The organism is Geomonas limicola, from assembly GCF_014193675.1.
Classification (GTDB): domain Bacteria; phylum Desulfobacterota; class Desulfuromonadia; order Geobacterales; family Geobacteraceae; genus Geomonas; species Geomonas limicola.
In genome coordinates this window covers 151,203-169,027 of sequence record NZ_BLXZ01000005.1, presented here as the reverse complement: position 1 = coordinate 169,027, position 17,825 = coordinate 151,203, and the positions used below count along the sequence as shown (strand labels likewise).

At 63.1% G+C, this 17,825-nt stretch carries 17 protein-coding genes; 4 read left to right on the top strand and 13 right to left on the bottom strand.

Annotated features, from left to right (window positions below):
- The first annotated feature begins 271 nt into the window (after window positions 1–271).
- Together treZ and H7688_RS13425 are read left to right on the top strand one after the other, a co-directional pair.
- Window positions 272–2,158, top strand: a complete 1,887-nt coding sequence (treZ, locus tag H7688_RS13430) for a malto-oligosyltrehalose trehalohydrolase (RefSeq protein WP_183361667.1) — start codon at window positions 272–274, stop codon at window positions 2,156–2,158.
- Window positions 2,155–4,212 (top strand): amylo-alpha-1,6-glucosidase, encoded by a 2,058-nt coding sequence (locus H7688_RS13425; protein ID WP_183361666.1) that lies wholly within the window; start codon window positions 2,155–2,157, stop codon window positions 4,210–4,212. The genes treZ and H7688_RS13425 overlap by 4 nt, the downstream gene beginning before the upstream one ends.
- A gap of 63 nt (window positions 4,213–4,275) precedes the next feature.
- Here H7688_RS13425 and H7688_RS13420 read toward each other — a convergent pair whose 3' ends face one another.
- The 3 genes from H7688_RS13420 to H7688_RS13410 form a co-directional block, all read right to left on the bottom strand.
- Entirely contained in the window at window positions 4,276–5,070 is a 795-nt protein-coding gene (locus H7688_RS13420; protein WP_183361665.1) for an MlaA family lipoprotein, read from the bottom strand.
- Window positions 5,071–5,080: 10 nt separating this feature from the next.
- A complete protein-coding gene (locus H7688_RS13415; protein ID WP_183361664.1) occupies window positions 5,081–6,433 on the bottom strand; it encodes an alpha/beta hydrolase in 1,353 nt (450 codons plus the stop codon).
- A gap of 141 nt (window positions 6,434–6,574) precedes the next feature.
- The gene (locus H7688_RS13410; protein ID WP_183361663.1) at window positions 6,575–6,895 is read right to left on the bottom strand and encodes a BON domain-containing protein; all 321 of its coding nucleotides are present in this window, start codon (window positions 6,893–6,895) and stop codon (window positions 6,575–6,577) included.
- 165 nt (window positions 6,896–7,060) lie between these two features.
- Here H7688_RS13410 and H7688_RS13405 point away from each other — a divergent pair, with 165 nt between their 5' ends.
- Window positions 7,061–7,480: a hypothetical protein gene (locus H7688_RS13405; RefSeq protein WP_183361662.1), complete on the top strand. Its 420-nt coding sequence runs from the start codon at window positions 7,061–7,063 to the stop codon at window positions 7,478–7,480.
- A gap of 176 nt (window positions 7,481–7,656) precedes the next feature.
- Here H7688_RS13405 and H7688_RS13400 read toward each other — a convergent pair whose 3' ends face one another.
- Window positions 7,657–8,400 carry a uracil-DNA glycosylase family protein gene (locus tag H7688_RS13400; RefSeq protein ID WP_183361661.1) on the bottom strand — a complete coding sequence of 248 codons (744 nt, stop codon included), beginning with the start codon at window positions 8,398–8,400 and terminating at the stop codon, window positions 7,657–7,659.
- Window positions 8,401–8,435: 35 nt separating this feature from the next.
- Here H7688_RS13400 and H7688_RS13395 point away from each other — a divergent pair, with 35 nt between their 5' ends.
- The gene (locus H7688_RS13395) at window positions 8,436–9,356 is read left to right on the top strand and encodes a zinc dependent phospholipase C family protein (protein ID WP_183361660.1); all 921 of its coding nucleotides are present in this window, start codon (window positions 8,436–8,438) and stop codon (window positions 9,354–9,356) included.
- Between the two features lie 45 nt (window positions 9,357–9,401).
- Here the strand turns inward: H7688_RS13395 and coaBC are convergent, their stop codons facing one another.
- From coaBC to H7688_RS13350, 9 genes are all read right to left on the bottom strand, one after another.
- Window positions 9,402–10,598 carry a bifunctional phosphopantothenoylcysteine decarboxylase/phosphopantothenate--cysteine ligase CoaBC gene (coaBC, locus tag H7688_RS13390; RefSeq protein ID WP_183361659.1) on the bottom strand — a complete coding sequence of 399 codons (1,197 nt, stop codon included), beginning with the start codon at window positions 10,596–10,598 and terminating at the stop codon, window positions 9,402–9,404.
- A 9-nt stretch (window positions 10,599–10,607) separates the two neighbouring features.
- Window positions 10,608–11,237, bottom strand: a complete 630-nt coding sequence (locus H7688_RS13385) for an MBL fold metallo-hydrolase (RefSeq protein WP_183361658.1) — start codon at window positions 11,235–11,237, stop codon at window positions 10,608–10,610.
- A 33-nt stretch (window positions 11,238–11,270) separates the two neighbouring features.
- A complete protein-coding gene (locus H7688_RS13380) occupies window positions 11,271–12,434 on the bottom strand; it encodes a 3'-5' exoribonuclease YhaM family protein (protein ID WP_183361657.1) in 1,164 nt (387 codons plus the stop codon).
- Between the two features lie 121 nt (window positions 12,435–12,555).
- Window positions 12,556–14,133, bottom strand: a complete 1,578-nt coding sequence (locus H7688_RS13375; RefSeq protein WP_183361656.1) for an NAD(P)/FAD-dependent oxidoreductase — start codon at window positions 14,131–14,133, stop codon at window positions 12,556–12,558.
- An 11-nt stretch (window positions 14,134–14,144) separates the two neighbouring features.
- Window positions 14,145–14,549 (bottom strand): response regulator, encoded by a 405-nt coding sequence (locus tag H7688_RS13370; RefSeq protein WP_183361655.1) that lies wholly within the window; start codon window positions 14,547–14,549, stop codon window positions 14,145–14,147.
- A 79-nt stretch (window positions 14,550–14,628) separates the two neighbouring features.
- Window positions 14,629–15,819, bottom strand: a complete 1,191-nt coding sequence (locus H7688_RS13365; RefSeq protein WP_183361653.1) for a hybrid sensor histidine kinase/response regulator — start codon at window positions 15,817–15,819, stop codon at window positions 14,629–14,631.
- A 164-nt stretch (window positions 15,820–15,983) separates the two neighbouring features.
- A complete protein-coding gene (locus H7688_RS13360; protein WP_183361651.1) occupies window positions 15,984–16,427 on the bottom strand; it encodes a universal stress protein in 444 nt (147 codons plus the stop codon).
- Window positions 16,428–16,455: 28 nt separating this feature from the next.
- On the bottom strand, window positions 16,456–16,836 hold the full coding sequence (locus H7688_RS13355; RefSeq protein WP_183361649.1) for a response regulator: 381 nt from the start codon (window positions 16,834–16,836) through the stop codon (window positions 16,456–16,458).
- A 111-nt stretch (window positions 16,837–16,947) separates the two neighbouring features.
- Window positions 16,948–17,820, bottom strand: a complete 873-nt coding sequence (locus H7688_RS13350; RefSeq protein WP_183361647.1) for a helix-turn-helix domain-containing protein — start codon at window positions 17,818–17,820, stop codon at window positions 16,948–16,950.
- Between the last annotated feature and the right edge of the window lie 5 nt (window positions 17,821–17,825).

Here is a 17,825-nt window from a genome sequence, read left to right as displayed (position 1 = left end):
AAGCAGCCACTCGTTATATCACATACGTTACAGCGAGTGGTCTAAAAAGTGAGTGAGTTGACCCTACCTGAAGTCGTTGGCAGAAGCCGACCTCGGTAGTGAGATCGAAGTCTGCAGCGACGGCCGGCACGTGCGCGCGTCGTGACTGCTGGACAGCTTCCCCTTACTAACCCCTTGTTTTCCCGCTCCTGCTCCCTGGCCCGCTCCGGTTTAAAAGCCCGCAGAGTATGCTATCTTAGATCAGTCCAATTAAAGAGAGGAGGAAACACCGATGGCTGAGCCGCAAAGAAGACTACCTATTGGAGCAGAACCGGTGGAGGGCGGGGTGAGTTTCCGGGTCTGGGCTCCCGACCACCAGAAGGTCGAGGCTGTCGTACATAACGCAGGTGACGAGAACCCCTACGAATCAGCCTATGAGCTGGAGAGCGAGGGGAACGGCTATTTCTCGGGGATCTGCCCCAAGGCTTCGGCAGGGTCTCTGTACCGCTACCGGATCGACGACGGCGAGGCCTTCCCCGACCCGGCCTCGCGTTACCAGCCCGACGGTCCCCACGGCCCGTCCCGGGTGGAGGGGTCCCGGTTCGAGTGGACCGACCAGGACTGGCGCGGCATAGGGCGCGAGGGGCACGTCATCTACGAGATGCATATCGGCACCTACACCAAACCGGGGACCTGGAGTGCGGCTGCCGAGCAGCTGCCGGCCCTGGTGGAGCTCGGCATCACCGTGGTCGAGGTCATGCCGGTGGCCGATTTCCCGGGGAGGTTCGGCTGGGGGTACGACGGGGTAAACCACTTCGCCCCGTGCCGGCTCTACGGCGAGCCGGACGACTTCCGGCGCTTCGTGGACCGGGCCCACGGTCTGGGGCTCGGGGTGCTGCTCGACGTGGTCTACAACCATTTCGGCCCCGAGGGGAACTACCTCGAGCGCTTCTCCACCTATTACTACGGTCCGAAGTCCAACGAATGGGGGCGGGCCATCAACTTCGACTCCGAGAATTCCCAGCCGGTACGCGAGTTCTTCATTGCCAATGCCGCATACTGGATCGAGGAGTTCCACCTGGACGGGCTGCGATTCGACGCGACGCACGCCATCAAGGACGAGTCGCAGGTGCACATCCTCGGCCTGATCACCGAACGCGCCCGCCAGGTTGCCGGCAACCGGTCGCTTTTGCTGGTGGCCGAGAACGAGAGCCAGGAAACGGCCTGCCTGCGCCCCAAGGAGGAACGCGGTTTCGGCATGGACGCGGTCTGGAACGACGACTTCCACCACTGCGCCCACGTGGCCCTCACCGGCTACCACGACGCCTACTACTCCGAGTACTACGGTTCGCCACAGGAGCTGGTTTCCACCGCGAAGTGGGGTTACCTGTACCAGGGGCAGCGCTTCTTCTGGCAGGGAAAACGCCGCGGATCCCCGACGATTGGCATCAGCCCGAGCTGTTTCATCAACTACACCCAAAACCACGACCAGATCGGCAACTCGGCCTGGGGGATCCGGCTGCACAAGCTCACCAACCCCGCGTCCCTTCGGGCCATCACCACCCTGCTCATGCTCGCCCCCCAGACCCCGATGCTCTTCCAGGGACAGGAGTTCTCGGCATCGAGTCCCTTTCTGTACTTCTCGGATCTCAATCCGGAGACCTCCCGGCAGGTCCACGACGGGCGCATCGATTTTCTCAAGCAGTTCACCAACATCGACTCCCCCGAGGTGATCAGCACCATCGACAAGCCCTACGAGCTCGACACCTTCGTGCAGTCCAGGCTGGATCTCTCGCAGCGCGAGCGGCACTTCAAGGTGTACAGCCTGTACCGCGACCTGATCAGGCTGCGCCGGGAGGACCCGGTGTTCCGCAAGGGGTACCTCTGCCGCATCGAAGGGGCGGTGCTGGGACAGTTCGGCTTCCTGCTGCGCTACTTCCTGGGCGACGAACAGCGCCTCATCATTGTGAACCTGGGGCGCGAGATGCACCTGGCACCGATGCCCGAACCGCTTCTGGCACCTCCCCTTGGGTGTCGCTGGGAACCCTTGTGGTCCAGCGAGAAGGTCGAGTACGGCGGGTCGGGGACCCCGGCGCACCTTGAGACCGAGCGGTTCTGGCGGGTGCAGGGGAATGCCGCGGTGGTACTGCAGCCAGTACCCGAAGGAGATGAGTCATGATAACGGTGACCCGCGAAGTTACGATCGAGGCTCCCGACGAGGCGACCCGTACCCGGCAGCTCTTGGAGCGGGAGTGGCTGGTGACCAACGGCCTGGGCGGCTACGCCTCGGGTACCGTGTGTGGCGCCCCGACCCGGCGCTACCACGGCCTCCTGGTGGCAGCCTTCCCCTCACCCTTGGGGCGCACCCTGGTACTGAACCGGCTCACCGAGGTGGTCCGTTTCGAGGACGGCCGCACCGTCCATTTCGGAGGTGATCAGAAGGAGGGGGGCACGCTGGACTTCCGGGGGCTCGAGTACCTGGTCGGGTTCCGGCTGGAGGATGGGCTCCCGGTCTGGCGCTACCAGATGCAGGGGGCGCTCATCGAAAAGCGCCTGGTGCTGGTGCACGACCAGAACACCGTGCACCTGATCTACCGGCTCATCTCCGGCGCGCCGCGGGTGCGCCTCAAGTTGCAGCCGTCGATCCATTTCAGGCCCCACGACGCGCCGGTAAACCTGAAGCTCGAGGAGCCCTACATCTTCTCGGCAGTGGAAAACAGCTACCAGATCTCGGCCGGGGCGCACCAGCCGCACCTGCGCCTGGTGATTTCCGGCGGCCGGGGCACCTTCACACTGGAAGAGAAGACCGTCTCCAACGTCTTCTATGCCGTTGAGCATGCCCGCGGCTACGAAGACCTGGGAAGCCTCTGGAGCCCGGGATATTTCGCCGTCGACTTGGCCGAGGGGGAGGATGCCTCCCTGAGAGCCTCGACCGAGAGCTGGGAGACCATCCGCGCCCTTCCCCCGGCGGATGCCCTTGCCATGGAGCGGGAGCGCCGCGCCATGATGGTTGCGGCCGCCGCCCCCCCGATGCGCAAAGGTATCCCCGCCGAATTGGTGCTGGCGGCGAACCAGTTCATCATCACCCCGGCCGGGCGTTTCGAGGACCGGGTGCGCGCCCACGCCCGCGGCGACGAGATCCGCACGGTGATCGCCGGATACCACTGGTTCACCGACTGGGGGCGCGACACCATGATCTCCCTGGAAGGGCTCACCCTGGTGACCGGACGGCACACCGAGGCCGGCTGGATCCTGCGCACCTTCGCGCAGTACGTACAAGACGGGTTGATCCCCAACCTGTTCCCCGAGGGGCACAACGAAGGGCTCTACCACACCGCCGACGCCACCCTCTGGTTCTTCCACGCCCTGGGGCGCTACCTCGACTACACCGACGACCGCACAACCTTGCGCCTCATGCTCCCCCAGATGCGCGAGATCGTGGAGCGCCACCTCGCCGGCACCAGCTTCGGGATCGGAGTGGACCCGGAGGACGGGTTGTTGCGCCAGGGAGCCGCAGGCTACCAGCTCACCTGGATGGACGCCAAGGTGGGGAACTGGGTGGTAACCCCGCGGCGCGGCAAGGCGGTGGAGATCAACGCGCTCTGGTACAACGCGCTCAAGCTCCTTGCTAGGTGGCTTGCCGACGAGGGGGACCAGGAGGCTGCCGAGCGCCTGGAACGCCAGGCGGAGCGCACCTTCGCCTCCTTCAACAGGCGGTTCTGGTACGAGGCGGGGGGCTACCTGTACGACGTGGTGGACGGCGAGTCCGGCGCGGACCCCTCCTTACGCCCGAACCAGCTTTTCGCCGTTGCCCTCCCCTACCCGGTGCTCGCCCCGGAACGCTGGGAGCCGGTCCTGGAGACCGTTCGTCAGCGACTTTTGACCCCCTTCGGGCTGCGCACCCTGGCCCCGGGACATCCCGACTACAAGACCAGCTACCACGGGGACCTTTTGGCGCGTGACGCCGCCTACCACCAGGGGACCGTCTGGCCCTGGCTGATCGGCCCCTTCGTCGACGCCTGGCTCAAGGTGCACCCCGATCAGCACCGGGTGGCGCGCGGCTACCTGGAGAGCATCGCGGCACAATTGAACGAACAGTGCATCGGCACCATCGGCGAGATCTCCGACGCCGATTACCCGCACACCCCGCGCGGCTGCGTGGCCCAGGCCTGGAGTGTCGCGGAGCTATTGCGCTGCTGGCTTAAGACCGACCCGGAGACCTCCGGTTCCTAAAGGCACAAAAAAGGGGATGGCTTTTTGCCATCCCCTTGGAACTTCCCACTCCCGCCGACCTCCCTACTGCGGACCCGACTGGTCCTTCCCCGCTTTGCCCGATTCAATTTCCCGCTTCTCGTGGTAGATGAACCTGACCAGGTAGTACTCGAAGGGGAACCCGCTCTCGTAGTAGCGGAAACTCTGCTGGTGCCTGGTATCGACCGCGTTCAGTGTCTCGATTCCGGCAGTTACCGCAAACTCGTTGTCTGCCCCACGGAACGGGTCGACGAGCGTATAGATCCCGTAGGTGATGCCGCTGTCCACCAGGAGTCCGCCGGTGTCGCGCACCGAGGAGGGTCCGAAGATGGGGAGCACCAGGTACGGGCCGGAATCTACGCCCCAGTAGCCGAGGGTTTTCCCGAAATCCTGGTAGTTCCGCTCGAGTCCGAGCTTGCTTGCCGGATCGAACAGCCCTCCCAACCCGATGGTGCTGTTGGTAACAAAGCGCCCCAAGGTCTTGACGGAATCCTTCCCCTTGAGCTGAAAGGCGCTGTTGGTGAAATTGCGGACCTCGGCGATGTTGTTGTAGAAGTTCGAGATGCGGTCCTGCAGGAACACCGGGGTGACGAATTCGTAACCGCGCACGGCCGGCAGGAAAAGGTATTTGTCGAAGTAGTAATCGAACTTGTACATGTGCCGGTTGAAACTCTCCCAGGGGTCGTGCACCACGGCGAACGGCTCGTCCTTGAGCTCGGCTATGCTGTGGCGCGGAGGGAGCTCGCTGCGGGTGTGGGCCCCGGAGCCGGCACAGGCGGTGAGCGTCGCCAGGACGCAGACGGTCAGGATCGCGCAGCACGTTATTCTGAGGTTTCTCACGAGCCCCCTCCTACTTGAAGAAATCGACCATGTAGGCCAGGTTTTCCTTGTACTCCAGGTTACCCAGGTGGCCGCCGCGCGGGTAGAACTTGGCCCGCTCGCCGAAGATCCCCTTCAGGTAGTCGCGGTCCTCGGCGGTGAGGATGAAGTCGTTGTCGTTTGCCATGACCCCGAACTGGGGGGAGGACTTCAGGTACCCTTCGATGCTGCGCAGGTCGAAATAGGAAATCACCTGTTCCCTGGTCACCCCCGGGTGGCTCTCCTGGTAGTACGGGAAGAAGTACTCGTTGAAGTAGTCGAAGAAACTCAGGTGGCTGGAGACCATCAGGTAGTCGAAGAGCGAGTCGCCCACCTTGAGCACCTTGTTCTTGGGGACCACGTAGCCGCTGTTGGTCATCACATCGGAGGCGAAGATCATCCCGGCCAGGTTGATCCGGAAGGTAAGACCGATGAGCCCCGCCGCCTCGTCCGGAGAAAAGATCTTCTCCTGGTACACCGCGTAGAGGAAGTTGTTGTCGATGCCGACGAAATTCCCGTAGTTGTAGAACTCGCTGAACTTGTAGAGCATGCGGTTGAAGAAGGCACCCAGCTTGCCCGAGCCTCCCGGAATCTGGCCCAGGAGTTCCTCGATGCGCGCCGCGGAGTGAAACACGCTCACCGCGGGATCGATCAGGAGCACCTTTTTGAAGTTGAACACCTTCCGTTCCCGGTCCAGGCGCGCCACGAAGGCGGCCTCGGTCCCGCCCAGGCTGTAGCCCCCCAGATTGAACGAGGTCACCTCGATGTCACCCTTGACCTTGTTCCAGGCGACCTCCATGGCCCGGTAGAGGTCCTCCGAGTCCTGGTAGAGATCGCCCGGAATCCGGGTGCGCGAACCGGAGATGACGAAGTTGGCATTGGTGGGAGACGGCAGGGTGATGACGTGGAACCCCGCCTGGTAGAGCGCCTTGAGCATGGTGATCTGGACGGTGGCTCGGTCGCTCGCGCCGGTCCCCGCGATCAGGAAGACCAGCGGTGCCGGCTTTTTCTGGTAGGCGAAGGTGCAGCGCAGGCCGTCGTCGTAGAAGAAAATCGGAGGACGTTCACGGTCCGGGAAGATGTCGAGTACCAGGTTGCGCACCCGCATCTTGGTGGGGAGTTCCGGCTTGAGGTTTCCCGGCGTCCCCAGGATGGTGGCCTCGTAGGCACCAGGGATCGGGTAGCCGTACTCGCCGGCAGCCCAGAGTTTGAGGGGGGCGCAGAAAAGGCTCGCGAGTAGCAGACCAAGAACGAGGCGGCCAGAGGCTGCGGGAACCCGTTCTGCAGCGCGGGGCCTGGGAGAAAAGGTGTCGGGTAACCCGTGTGCCGTAGTGCTTCGTTGCATGGTGCTCCCTCGATGTTGGTGGTTGCCCGCTACCCGGGTCCCGTGCCGGAAAGGGCGTGGTACCGGCCAAAAAAAGGGCGTAGCTGGCTACGCCCTGTGTCCGGATCCAGAATCCGCGGCGTGCCGCGGCTTGGCAACAGGCTATTGCCCCTTCACGATCAGATCGTTGTGTACCTCGGTGACACCCTGTACGCCGCGGGCCAACTCCTCGGCCCTGCTCGCGTTGGCGGTGGAATTGACAAAGCCGCTCAACTGTACCACTCCCTGGTAGGTTTTCACGTTGATCTGGAGTCCCTTCAAAGCCATGTCATTCACAATGGCAGCTTTTACCTTACTGGTGACCACAGAGTCATCAACATACTGGCCGGTACTCTCATGGCTCTGCGTTGTGCTGCACCCTTGGAACGCGACAAAGATTGCCAGAACAGCCAGAAGTCGTGCGAAGCCGAAGATTGTACGCATGGTTTCTCTCCTCTCCTGCATAGTTGGGATCTGAAGCAGATTAAAGATAACCAATATACCTCTTGTGTCAAGCAGTACCTACTGGCCCGTTGAATTGCGGTTTTTCGCCAGTATACTGGCAACGGCATCGGACAGCCTGACTACAACAGCACCAGGAGGAGCGATATGAGAAAGCTGATGGTGGCACTCAGTGTGGCACTGCTCATCGGTAGCACCGGTTGGGCAGCGGGGATCGATCTCCCCCTCTGCAAGCCGGGCTCGTCTGTGAGCTACTTTCCCGACGGCAAGGTGCAAAGTTGTCCCATGAGCGACGACACGGTGATCGACAGCGTTAACTGTGCCCAGTACATGCCGGCAACGGTCTATCAAAACGGCAAGCTGCGCAGCTGCACGACGCGCGACTATTTCGTGTACAACAACGTCACCTGCAACCAGTACACGGTGGTCAGCTTCTATCCCACCGGCAAGCTGGAAACCTGCACGCTGTTCGACCAGGCGACCTTCGGGGAACGGGTCTGTGCCGAGTACCAACCGATCTTTCTCTACGAGAACGGAAACCTCAAGGCATGCGGGACACCACCCTGATTGGGGGAAGGAGCAGCGGGACTACGTAAGAGAGGAAGAGCGGCTCGGGGTGGAGTTGAGAATGTGGCTGGTCGGTTAGTAAGGACGCGGGGACGAAATAGGAAAGGGACGGGATGCCAGGTTTGGTTCGGTTGGAGAAGCCGGACCGGCGGACCGGGGCCTCGGCGGGATGCGCCTTAGCGCGAGTTCTCCGCCAGGCGCTTCATCACCTGCTGCATCTCGTTCCAGACCTGCCGTTTCAGCGAGACGTCGACGACCAGGTCCTCGGCGTGCAGCGTCGGCATGAGCGGGATGCCACCCAGGTTGTGGAACCGCCCGCGCAGCTTGGCCAGGGGATCGCGGGTACCGAGTGCTACCTGGGCCGCCGGTTCGCCGAAGGCCACCACCGCCTCGGGCGCCACGGCCGCTATCCGATGCAAAAGCTCCTTGCGCAGCGGCCCCAACTCCCCCGGCGAAGCGGCAGTAAAGGTGATGAGGCACACCTGGTCGCGCTCAAAGCCCATCGCCTTGACGATATTGGCCAGTAGCTCGCCGGCCTCCCCCTGGAACCCGTCGCCGGTCGTCACCACCAGCAGTCGGGTCTGCGGGTCGCCAGTTACGGAGCACAATTCGGCGGCGGCTTCGGCCGGGTGCTCGGAAGCGGCAACGGCACCCGCCGCAGTCGGCGTCGCGGCAGTTCCTACCTCAGCCAACGCATTCGGTACCGGGGCAGGCGGCAGACTTTCAGCGGGAGTCTGGACCCTGGAGAGTTCGACAGTCTCTGCGGCGGGAGCGGATTGGGACTTCGGGCTCACCAAGGGGGCAGCCGAGACCTCGCCGTACTCAAGTGCGTCCACGCCGGTGTCACGGAGCTCCTCGAGGTACCCCTTGAGTGCCTGCAGCAGAAACTCCCTCTCGTCCACACCGTGTGCCTGATCCATTTGCAAACCCCTTTACTTTTCGGCAGCCATTCACTATGCTTTTCGGCATGTTTATACTTCTCAGCGCCGCCCTGTTACTCGTCCTTGCTGTTCCCGACCATGCCTTCGCCTGGGGTGCCGGTATCCACCTGCAGCTCGGAATGCACGTGCTGTCCCACCTGGAGGCCCTCGAGCCGAGCGTCGCCGCCGTTATCCGCAGCCACCCTTACGACTTCCTCTACGGCACCATCGCAGCCGACATCACCATCGGGAAAAAATTCACCCACTACCTGCAGCACTGCCACCGCTGGAGGATAGGTCACAAGGTCCTCGACAAGGCCGGCGATCAGTCGCAGATGGCCTGCGCCTACGGCTACTTAAGCCATCTGGCGGCGGATTGCATCGCGCATAACTACTTCGTCCCGTTCAAGGTGATGCGCAGTTTCTCGTCGCTCACCTTGAAGCACGCCTACTGGGAAATGCGTTTCGAGAACTACGTGGACAAGGAGATCTGGGAGACCGGCAAGAAGGTCTCGCGGGAGCACTTCAGCAAGAACGACCAGCTGTTGCGCAGGGTCCTCTCGGACACCATCTTCTCCTTCACCACCAACAAGCGGATCTTCAACTCGATCCTTCTGGTAAGCCGCATGGAGAAGTGGCAAAGCCTCCTGCAGACCCTGTCCGATTCCTCCCGCTACGCCCTGGAGGACAGCGACCGTGACGAGTACATGCAACTGGCGCAGGAAGCGGTCTTCGACTTTCTCAACAACGGGACCGAGTCGCGCTACTTCCACGCCGACCCCACCGGGGAGAAGGCCCTCGCGGTAGCGGAGGCGGTGCGCAAGAACCTGCGGCTGCTCTACCGCAGCGGCAAGCTCACCAAGGCCCAGGCCTACGCCGAACTCGAAGAGATCAAGGTAAAACTGAGGGAAGCCATCTGCCAGCCGGAGCTGTTGGGGCAGATTCTGTCGAGCTGAGTATCCCTGCATCGTTGCAGGTCACCTCGCCCTCCCCTCTTCCCCTTAACCTGCCTTTCTCAGCTGCTCGACCCGGTCCAGGATGATTCCGGCCAGCTCCTGCTTGCCGGTAAGCGGCACATCCTCGATACGGCCGTCCGCGAAGAGGAGCTTCGCGATGTTGGTGTCGACGTTGAAGCCGGCGCCTTCCTGCGAAACATCGTTGGCGACGATGAGATCGAGGTTCTTCCTGGCAAGCTTCGCCTTTGCGTTCGCCACCAGGTCGTCGGTTTCCGCCGCGAACCCCACCAGCAGCTGCTTCCCTTTCAAACGCCCCACCTCGCCCAGTATGTCGGGATTCTTCTCCAGTTCGATAGCGAGTTCCTCGGCTACCTTCTTCACCTTCTGCCCGGCACGGGCCTTGGGGCGGTAGTCGGCAACCGCGGCGGCCTTGATCACGACATCGGTCGTTTCCAGCCGCGCCAGTACCGCCTCGCGCATCGCGGCCGCACTCTGCACCCGCACGACCTCGACCCCATAGGGGGGCACGATGGCGCAGGGACCGGTTACCAGGGTCACCTCGGCGCCGCGCAGGCGGGCCTGCCGGGCGATGGCGTACCCCATCTTCCCCGAGGAGTGGTTGGAGATGAAGCGAACCGGGTCGATCTCTTCCTGCGTCGGCCCTGCCGTCACCAGGATGCGGGTCTTGGCGAGCTTCTTCGGGGTGAGAGCGGCCAGGGCCTCCTCGAACAGGTGCTCCGGCTCGGGGAGTTTCCCTTCCCCTTCGTAGCCGCAGGCGAGCATCCCGCTGGCGGGGGGGACGATCAGGTAACCGTGCCGCTTGAGCTTTTCCTCGTTCTCCCGGTAGATCGGGTTCTGGTACATGTGCACGTTCATGGCCGGCGCGAGAAGCACCGGGGCCCTGGTCGCCATCACGGTGGTGGTCAGGAGGTCGTCGGCGATGCCGTTCGCTACCTTGCCGATGAAGTTCGCGGTGGCAGGCGCGATGATAAACAGGTCGGCACGCTCGGCGAGCGAGATGTGGCCGATCTGCTGCTCGGAGATCAGGTTGAAGAGCTCGAGATGCACGGGGTTCCCCGAGAGGGTCTGGAAGGTGAGCGGCGTCACGAACTCGGTGGCTCCCCGGGTCATCACCACGTGCACCGCGGTCCCCGCCTTGGTCAAAAGGCGCAAGAGCTCCACCGCCTTGTACACCGCGATTCCCCCGGTCACCCCGAGGACGATGGTCTTGCCTCGCAGCATGGCTCCCCCCTACTCGTTGAGGTACGGGTTGTAGCGCCGCTCCTGCCCGATGGTGCTGGAAGGACCATGTCCCGGCCAGACCACGACGGCGTCGTCGAGCGGCAGCAGTTTCTCGTTGATGGAGCGGATCAGCTGTTCGTGAGATCCGCCGGGGAGGTCGGTACGCCCGACGGAATCGGCAAAGAGGGTATCGCCGGTGATCACCACCCCTTCGTGTCTCAAGAAGAGGCAGCACCCCCCCTGGGTATGCCCCGGGGTATGCAGCACCTCGATGGTCCTCGTACCGTAGCTAAGCTGCATGCCGTCGGTCAGGTAGCGGTCCGGAAGCGGCGAGTTTTCCACCACCAGCCCGTAGTTCTGGGCAGAGCGCGCCGCCATCTCGAGCAGCCGCACGTCGCTTTGGTGGATCAGGAATTCCGCACCGGTTGCCTCCTTGACCTGCCGGTTGCCGCCGACATGGTCGAAGTGACCGTGGGTGTTGATGAGGTACTTGATCTTGAGCCCGAGGCGGTTCACCGCGGCGAGCACCATGTCGCTGTCCGCACCGGGGTCGACCACCACCCCTTCCTTGCTCTTTTTGTCTCCCAGGATGAAACAGTTAACGCCCAAGGGGCCTACTACGATTGTTTCCAGAAGCATCTAATCCTCCTTCACGGGGTCCGGGGGACCCGATCAAAACAGGTCGAAATCGTCTTTCAAAGCGGCGAACGGGTTGTTGCTGAAGTTCTTGCGCTCGCCGCGAGACTGTTGGGGACGCGCAGCCGGCTGGTTCCCGGCAGGCCCCTGTGGCGTGTGCACTCCGGGCTCGGCCACGGCAGGTTCGGGACAGGGCGCCGGTTCTGCCGGTTCCGACTCCTCGGGGCACTCCTCCTGGACCGCAACCGGAAGGCAGTTCTCCTTGAAGAAGTAGCGGTCGTAGAGCCGGTGGTAGGAGGTCCAGCGTGACGGGTTGTCCGGCTCCTTCTTGATGTGGGTCCTGATCCCGTTGATCTTGGAGTCCAGGTCGTCCAGGTAGTTGAGGATGGTGGCCTCGACGGTCTTCGGGCGCTTCGGCGAGCCGTACTCGTACTGGCCGTGGTGCGACAACAGCATGTGCTTTAAAAGCATTCCGAGCTCGAAGGGGAACCCCGGCAGCGCGGCGATGCGCTCCTGCAGCATCTCGACCCCGATGGTGATGTGCCCGATCAATTTCCCCTCGTCCGAGTAGTCGAAGGCGCGCAGGTAGGTCATCTCGCGCACCTTGCCGATGTCGTGCAGGAGCGCTCCGGCGATCAGAAGGTCCCGGTTCAACCCCACATAGAGCGGCATGATGGCATCGACCAGCTTGGCGACCGACAGGGAGTGCTCCAAAAGCCCGCCCAGGTAGACGTGGTGCATCCCCTTGGCGGCAGGGGCGACGCGGTACTGGGCCAGCAGTTCGGCATCGGAGAAGAAGGCGCTCAACAGGCGCTTCAGCTCGGGGTCGCCCAAGGAGTCGATCAGCGTCCAGAGCTCCTCGACCATCTGGTTGATGTCGCGTTCGGTCTCGGGGAGGAAGTCGGCGAGTTCCACCGACTCTTCGGGGACCAGCTTCAGCTCCGAGAGGATGAGCTGCATCTTCCCAAGGTAGACCGACGCCTTGGCGCGCACCGCCAGGAAATCATTCTTGTCGAACAGCTCGGCGATCTGGTCGGCGTTGTCCCAGACCTTGGCATCCACCTCGCCGGTCTTGTCCATGAGCTTCAGGGTAAGGTAGGGCTTGCCGTTCTTCGCCATGGCCATGATCTTGTCCTTGACCAGGTAGACCGACTCGACGACGTCGCGGTCCTTGATGTCGGCAATATATTTCTTTTTCAAAGGAAGCTCCTTGTAATTATCATGTGGGGCGGCGGGCGTCACTTCTCATTGTAACAGCAACTGTTCCCACCGCTCAATGGCTGCGCGCCTTTCTCTTCGTGAAACAGGCGCGGGTGCTGGGTCAGGGGACTTCCTGCCCCAAGCTGGCTGCGATGGCGTCGGCCACCCGGATGCCGTCCAGGGCGGCACTCATGATACCGCCGGCGTACCCGGCCCCTTCCCCGGTCGGGTAGAGCCCGCGGTGGCTGAGCGACTGGAGGTCGTCGCCGCGCGGGATGCGCACCGGGGACGAGGTCCTGGTCTCCACCCCGATGAGCGTCGCCTCGGCGCTGATGAAGCCGCGCATCCGGTTCTCGAAATCCCGGATCCCCTCGCGCAGGGTCGCCGATACCTGCGCCGGGAAGAGTTCGGCGAGTTCGCTTTCGGTGCAGCCGGGCCGGTAACTGCTGGTTAGCGCCCCGGTTCCCTGCCCCAGGAAGGCGAGAAGGTTCTGCGCGGGAGCCCGGTAACCGCCGGCGCCGGCGGCAAAGGCCCGCCGCTCCAGGAGACGCTGAAACTCCACGCCGGCAAGCGGTTCCGCGCTGCCGAAATCCGCGCGTCCCACCGTGGCGACCAGGGCGCTGTTCGCGTAGGGGGAATTGCGCCGGTAGCCGCTCATGCCGTTCACCACCACCCCGCCGGGCTCGCTGGCGGCGGCGACCACCACCCCGCCCGGACACATGCAGAAGGAGTAGGCGGAGCGTCCGGTCGCGCGGTTGTTGTAGGTAAGGGCGTATTCCGCGGGGGGGAGCGCCGGGTGCGGGTTGCGCCCGTACTGGATCTCGTCGATCAGCTTTTGTGGGTGCTCCACCCTGAGCCCCACGGCAAAGGGCTTCTGCTCGATCCCCACCCCAGCCTCGAGGAGCATCGCGTAGGTGTCGCGGGCGCTGTGGCCGGGAGCCAGCACCAGGAACTCGCAGGGAGACTCCTCGCGGCCGTTGACCTGGACGCCGGCCACCCGCCCCTTGCGGAGGGCGACCCCGCTCAAAAGGCTCTCGAAGCGGATCTCGAACCCCGCCGCCCCGAGCCGCTCCCTGATGCCGCGCACCACGGCGCGCAACCGGTCGGTGCCGATGTGCGGCTTGGCGGCGTAGAGGATCTCCTCCGGTGCCCCGAAGCGCACCAGCTGTTCCAGGACGTAGCGGGTGTTGGGGTCCTTGACCCGGCAGGTGAGTTTTCCGTCCGAAAAGGTCCCGGCGCCACCCTCGCCGAACTGCACGTTGCTCTCCGGGTCGAGCTCGCCCAGGCGCCAGAAGCGCGCCACGTCGCGGGAGCGCTCGTCGACCGGGCGGCCGCGCTCCAGGATGGTCGCGCTGAGCCCGTATTCGGCCAGGCGCAGCGCGGCAAAGAGCCCGGCCGGCCCCATGCCGACGATGACGATCCCGGCCCGGGGGCTAAGGCGCGGAAAACGCGGTGCAGCTTGCGGCTCCAGCCGGGTCAGGTCCCCCCCGGTTTTCACCTTCTGCTCGTGTTTCACCGAGAACTGCACCGTGTAGACCAGCTTGATGCGCCCCTTCTTGCGGGCGTCCACCCCTTTGCGCACCAGGGAAAGCGAAGTGATCTCGGACTCGGGGACGCGGGCGGCCCGGGCGATCAGGGGACGCAGCAGGGCTTCCTCGTCACCGGGGTTCAAGGTGAGGTTACGCAACAGAAATGGCATGAGGGTATCCGTCAGGCGGCGCCGGCGCCGCGGCGCTTCCGATCCAGGAGCTGCTCGACGATGATGACGATGTCCAGGGGCTTGGTGGATTTGGGGATGTGCACCTTGGCGCCCATCTCGGGCTCCTGGTGTTCGTGCGGGGCTCCCTGGAACATCGAGGTAAGCAGGACGATGACCGGGTCGCGGTCTCCCGCCAGCCGGGAGATCTCCAGGCAGGTGCTGACCCCGCCCATGCGGGGCATGACGAGGTCCGAGATCACCGCGTCGGGGAGGTGCTCACTGAAAGCCTGCACCCCGGCCAGACCGTCCGGCGCAGTGACCACCTCGAAACCGGCGTCGCGGAAGGCGTCGGAGAGGACTTTCAGGAAGAATTTATCGTCGTCGACGAGGAGAATTTTTCCCCGATGATCAGTCATTTCGACCTCTAAGCCGCTAAAGATGGGCCATCATACAAAAATGCGGTCGAAAAGAAAAGGGGAAACGCCCTCACATGAACTACTGAGGGGTAAGCGGTAGACGCACCGAAAAGGTGGTACCCGAGGAGTCGCTCTTCTCCACCTCGATCTTTCCCTTGTAGGTCTTTACGATGCGCAGCACCACCGAGAGCCCCAGTCCGGTACCGCGGCTGTTGGTGGTGAAAAAGGGGTCGAAGATGTTGGGGAGGTTCTCGGGAGGGATTCCCGGACCGGTGTCCGAGACCCGCATGTTGATGTACTGCTCGTCCTGGTCCAGCTGTACCCCGAGGGTCCCCTCCTCTTCCATGACGTGGATCGAGTTCAAAAAGAGGTTGGTGAAGATCTGCTCGATCTCCATGGGGTCGGCCTTGATGGCGGGGGGGATGCTCTTGAAGTCGGTGATCACCTTGATCTTCTTCTGGCGCAGCTGCGGCGTGAAGGCCTCCAGGGTGTTCTCGAGGATACGGTCCACCCGCACCTCGCTGATCTCGAAGCGCGGACGCTTGGCGGCGTCTAGGAGTTTTCTCAGGATGCCGTCGATCCGGTCCACCTCTTTGAGGATCTTGTCCACGTAATCCAGGCGCTCGGGGTCCTCGAGGCCGCTTCGGATGAGCTGCACGAAGAGCGCGATGGAGTTGAGCGGGTTACGGATCTCGTGGGCCATGCCGGCGGAAAGGTAGCCCAGGGTGGCGAGCTTCTCGGACTGCACGATCTCGGCCTGGGCGCGGCGCAGCGCCTCGCTCTTCTCCTGCACCCGCGCCTCGAGGTCACGGTTCCACTGGGCGATCTCGGCCAGAAGGCGCTCGCGCTCGCTCAGAAGGGCGCGGTTTTGCAGCTCGACGGCGCGCAGCTTCAAGACGCTCTCGATGCGCTCCACCATGTCCTGGTTGTTGAAGGGCTTCAGGATGTAGTCGGAGGCGCCGGCCTTCATGAGCTCGACGGCGATCTCCTCGCTCCCCTTCCCCGTGAACATGATGACGTAGGTCTCGGGGAAACGCCGGCGGATCTCCTTCAAGGCGGTGAGGCCGTCCATGTCCGGCATCATGTAGTCGAGCAGCACCAGTTCGGGACGCTCGGCCTCGATAGTCGCCAGGCCTTCGCGGGCGTTCAGCGCGGTGAAGATCTGGTAGCCGCGGTTTTTCAGGATGATGGCGGTCAGGTCGAGGATGACCTTCTCGTCGTCGACGATCAGCACCCTGCCGCGCGACTGTTTCTCTAGGCTCATGGTCATTATGTGGTTCTCTCCTGGGTTCGGAGTATCCGGAACGTTTCAGTAGTCCTACTATGCAAGAAGGTGTAAGTCAAGCGTTCATCGAACGGGACGATTCCACCCAGGTTCGGCAAAAAAAAGGGGCAGCTCTATGCCGCCCCTTGAACCTTTTCCTGCCTTTCACCTTAGGGGAGTCTGACAGTCACCACCGGGCAGAGCGCCTTGCGTACCACGCGCTCGGCAGTCGAGCCGAACAGGAGGTGGTCGATACCGCTTCTCCCCTGGGTCCCCAGCACAATGAAGGCAACCTGGTGCGTCTCGGAGTACTTGAGGATCTCCTCGAAGGGGATCCCGGTGGCGATGACCGACTCGTAGTTGGCGAACTCGGCTAGGTGGCTTTTGCAGAACTTCTCCATCATCTGCTGCGCCCCCTCTTCGATCTCCTTTTCCAGGTTCTCGAAGGAGACGTGCGGGACGTAGAAGCCGCGCAGGTCCACCGGCTCGTTGATCACGTGCAAAACGGTGAGCCGGCTGCCAAACTTCTGGGCCAGTTCCAGGGCGTACCTGAAGGCGTGTTCGGAACTTTCGGAAAAATCGGTGGCAAAGAGAATCTTGTCGAAGCTGCGCATCTGAACTTCCCCCTTTCGCGGGCCGTGGTCAGTGGCTCGTTTCCTTGAATATCTTTTTCAGGATTGACTTCAACTCGTCTATCTTCACCGGCTTGTTGATGTACTCGAAGGCGCCCAGGTTCATCGCTTCGATGTACGATTCGACACCGCCGTAGGCCGTGATCATGATGACATTGCTGCGGGGGTAGCTGCGGTTCAACTCTTTTAAAAAGGTGATGCCATTCATCTCCGGCATGTTGATGTCGGTGACGATAAGGTTCACCTCCTGTTCTCGCAGGTAGTTGAGGGCTTCGAAACCGTTTGCCACACTATCGACGTGAAAACCCTCCTTGGCAAGCAGGCGGGACAGTCCAATACGTGCGTTTTCTTCGTCATCCACAACCAGTATACGTTTGGGCTGCTTTGGCAAGTGTGACTCCGGCCTTTGTAGTAATTTTGAACTGTTTGATTCTAGCACCGGCAGTTCACCTGTCAAGCTACCGCCCCGTTTCATAGAGCACCCCTTATGACAGCTCGACAGCTACTCGACCTTGAGTTCCACGTGGGCAGGCTTGCCCGGTTCTCCCAATTTAAGGGGGCGTCCGTTGAAGTCACCCTCGGCAGCGGCACCGTCACCCAGGTCGACCACGAAGGAGCGTTTCCCCTTCCACTCGATGATGTCGCCGGCCTTCAGGTCGTAGCGCTGCGAGATGCTGTCGTCGATGGTGATGCTGAGCCAGCTGTCCTGGTTGAACTTGAGCCGCAGGACGCCGCCGTCGCGACGCGCAGGGGTGCCGGCAGCGGTTGCGGCCGGTGCCGGTGCGGGCTGGGGAGTCTGGGCCTGGGCCGGCGTCTGGGGGGCTGCCGGGGTCCCCGGAGCGGAAAGGTGTGCAGAGCTGCGGGGGGGTGTCACCGGAGCGGCTGCCGGTGCCGGAGCGGGTGCGGGTGCCGCTGGAGCCGGGGCGGTCTTCACCACCTGCGGTGCCGGCTTTTCGTCGGAGTCCCTGAAGAAGAAGGCGGCCAAGATCACCAGGCCGAGCAGCACGACCGGCACCACCCAGCGCCCACCCCCCTCGAGGCGGGTACGCTCCACCACGCGGCTCGGGCGTTCCGGCGCCGGCTTGGCCTCCACCTGCGCCTGGGGACGCGCGGCGGGAAGTCCCTGTTCGTAGCGACGCACCACCTCGTCGCCGGAGAGACCGAGGAACTGGGCGTAGAGCCTCAAAAATCCCTTGATGTAGGCCTGGTTGGGGAGTTTGTCGAACTGCCCCTGTTCGATGGCGACCAGGTAGCTCTTGCCGATCTTGGTGGTCCTGGAGGCCTCATCCAACTGGAGGCCACGCGACTCGCGCACGCCGCGCAGGTACTCCCCTACCGGGAGTTCTGCGACCTGTTCTGCATCTGGCTCGGACACGTTCG